Genomic DNA, 2,716 nt, shown 5'->3' with positions numbered 1-2,716 from the left:
CCGTAGCCGCCCTGTCCCGGCGGCTGGGCGCCCGCCGCCTGCCCGTCCGCGTACAGATAGCCGAACGGATCGTCGTCCTCGGGCTTGCTCGCGCCGTTGTTCCCGGCCGTCATCCCTGGGTCACTCCTCACCATGTCGCCAGCCGTCGCCGACCGGCCGAGCCTACCCCGAACGGAGCAGACCTCGAATTGCCCCGGGCCGCCCCGGAACCCGGGCGTGGTACGGGAAGGGCGGGGGCGTGAACGTCAGCCGGCCCTGCGGTGAACCTTCGACCGGGACCGCTTCTCGATGTACATCCGCTGGTCGGCGGAGCTCAGGACCTCTTCCACCGTCATGCCGCACTCGGCCCAGCCGATGCCGAAACTCGCACCGACCCTGACCGCCCGGCCGTCCACCCTGATGGGCGGAATGATGGCGTTACGCAAGCGTACGGCCAGATCTGCGGCATCTGCCGCCCCCAGCCCGTCCGCGAGGACGACGAATTCGTCACCCCCGAGCCGGGCGACGGTGTCCCCGTCCCGTACGCAGATGGAGAGCCGCCGGGCGACCTCGATGAGAACCGCGTCACCCGTGTGATGCCCGAAACGGTCGTTGATGGACTTGAAGCCGTCGAGGTCGCAGAAGAGGACGGCCAGGCCCTTCGCCCCGTCGTCGCGCTCCTCGTCCGGGGCGACCGTGTGCACGTGGTGGTCGAAGGGGCCGCCGCGGGCCGCCTCGCCCTCGTAGCCGTCCGCCCGGTAGCCGTGCGCGGGGGACGCCCCGGTGTCGCCGTAGGCGGCGTCCAGCGCCTCGATCGCCGTGGAGGCCGAGGAGGCGGCCACCGAGTGGGGCCTCTCACACAGCCGGGCGCTGAGCCGGGAGCGGAGCTCGGCGCTGTTGGGCAGCCCGGTGAGCGCGTCGTGGGACGCGCGGTGCGCGAGGTTCAGCTCGTTGCGCTTGCGCTCCTCGATGTCCTCGACGTGGGTGAGCAGGAAGCGCGGGCCGTCGGCGGTGTCGGCGACCACCGAGTTGCGCAGCGAGACCCAGAGGTAGGAGCCGTCGCGGCGGCCCAGGCGCAGTTCCGCCCGGCCGCCCTCGGCGGACGTACGCAGCAGGGTGCCGATGTCCTCGGGGTGGACGAGGTCCGCGAAGGAGTAGCGGCGCAGCACGGAGGCGGGCCGGCCCAGCAGACGGCAGAGCGCGTCGTTGGTGCGCAGCAGCCTGCCGTGCTGGTCACCGCCCATCTCGGCGATGGCCATGCCGCTGGGGGCGTACTCGAAGGCCTGGCGGAAGGATTCCTCACTGGCGCGCAGGGCCTGCTGTTCGCGCTCCAGCCGGACGAGGGCGCGCTGCATGTTTGCTCGCAGACGGGCGTTACTGATCGCAATCGCCGCCTGGGAGGCGTACATCTGGAGGGCCTCACGGCCCCAGGCGCCGGGCCGGCGGCCGTTGCGCGGCCGGTCGACGGAGAGGACGCCCAAGAGATCCATACCTCCGCCGGAGGTGTACATCGGGGCGTACAGCCGGTCCAGCGGGTGCCACTCGTCCTCGAAGCGGGGCTCGGGCCCGTCGGTGTGCCACTGGGGCACGTCGTCGTCGAGGAGGACCCAGCCCTCGGTGTGGGAGATGAACCGGAGTTCGTCCCAGGGCTCCCCCATGGACAGCCTGCGTTCCCAGGACTCCCGGGAACCGACCCGGCCGGTGATCAGCGCTTCCGCGGCACTGTTGCCCGCCAGGGCGGCGACGACCAGATCACCGTCGGGGCGCACCAGGTTGACGCAGCCCAGTTCGTAGCCGAGCCCGGCGACGATGCCGTCGGCCACGGCCTGCAACGTGTCGGCCAGACTCCGCGCCCTGTTGAGATCAGCGACGGCCTGGTGCAGCTGCCGCATGGTCGCAAGGCGGACGTACGGCTCCGACTCGGCCTCCATTGTTCGCACTCCCCGAGACCTCGACAGCAACTCCAGATTTCATATCGACGTACTTGTTGCAGTGTCACGGTCACTGAATCACAGTGAGCTGTTCCGTCGGTACACAGGGTCAACAAATAGTGGCCTCTGTGGCTCAAGTCACAACACATGCCCCAGGAGCGACGGATACCCGACAGGGCCCCTCCTGTCCGTTCCGCCGTTTCCCGAACGCAAATCGCCGGGGATGTGTCCGGTGCGGTCCCGAGGTCCTAGGTCCTGGCTGGTCCCCTGGCCCGATGTGGGGGCCCGATCCGGGCCGCTAGCGTGCGTGATGTGCCGCAGAAGACTTCCTCCACCCCGCTCCCCGCCTCCGTACCGCATGCTGAGGGGGTGAGCAACGACGCGTTCCGTGCCGCCCTGGCCCGCCTGGCCGCCGGTGTGGTCCTGATCACCGCCGAGGAACCGCCCCTGGACGAGCACGGCCGGGGCGAGGACGTCGGGATGACGGCGACCGCCTTCGTCTCGGTCTCCCTGGACCCGCCCCTGGTCATGGTGAGCCTGCGCAACGACTCGCGGATGGACGACCTGCTGGCGGAGCAGCCCCTGTGGGCGGTCTCGGTACTGGCCGAGGAGCAGCGGCAGATCGCGTCGTGGTTCGCGATGAAGGGGCGGATCAGCGACCGGCTGCTGTTCGAGAGCATTCCCTATCTACGGGGCGAGATGACGGGCGCCCCGCTGGTCACCGGCGCCTTGGCGACGCTGGAGTGCCGTACGGAACAGCGGGTGCGGGCGGGCGACCACACGCTGGTGATCGGCCGGGTGCTGGT

At 70.4% G+C, this 2,716-nt stretch carries 2 protein-coding genes and 1 pseudogene; 1 reads left to right on the top strand and 2 read right to left on the bottom strand.

From position 1 onward, the window contains the following. Together IH13_RS45985 and cdgB are read right to left on the bottom strand one after the other, a co-directional pair. Window positions 1-113 (bottom strand): annotated as a pseudogene (locus IH13_RS45985) (carbohydrate-binding protein); the annotation flags it as partial. A 132-nt stretch (window positions 114-245) separates the two neighbouring features. After that, window positions 246-1,910, bottom strand: a complete 1,665-nt coding sequence (gene cdgB / locus IH13_RS0105240; RefSeq protein ID WP_031081409.1) for a diguanylate cyclase CdgB — start codon at window positions 1,908-1,910, stop codon at window positions 246-248. 369 nt (window positions 1,911-2,279) lie between these two features. Here cdgB and IH13_RS0105235 point away from each other — a divergent pair. Then, window positions 2,280-2,716, top strand: a 437-nt coding sequence (locus IH13_RS0105235; protein ID WP_031081408.1) for a flavin reductase family protein, incomplete at its 3' end; no start/stop codon positions are given.

Source organism: Streptomyces sp. NRRL WC-3549 (assembly GCF_000721935.1).
GTDB lineage: Bacteria > Actinomycetota > Actinomycetes > Streptomycetales > Streptomycetaceae > Streptomyces.
The sequence above is the reverse complement of the archived record's forward strand: the minus strand, read 5'-3'. Positions and strand labels throughout refer to the sequence as shown.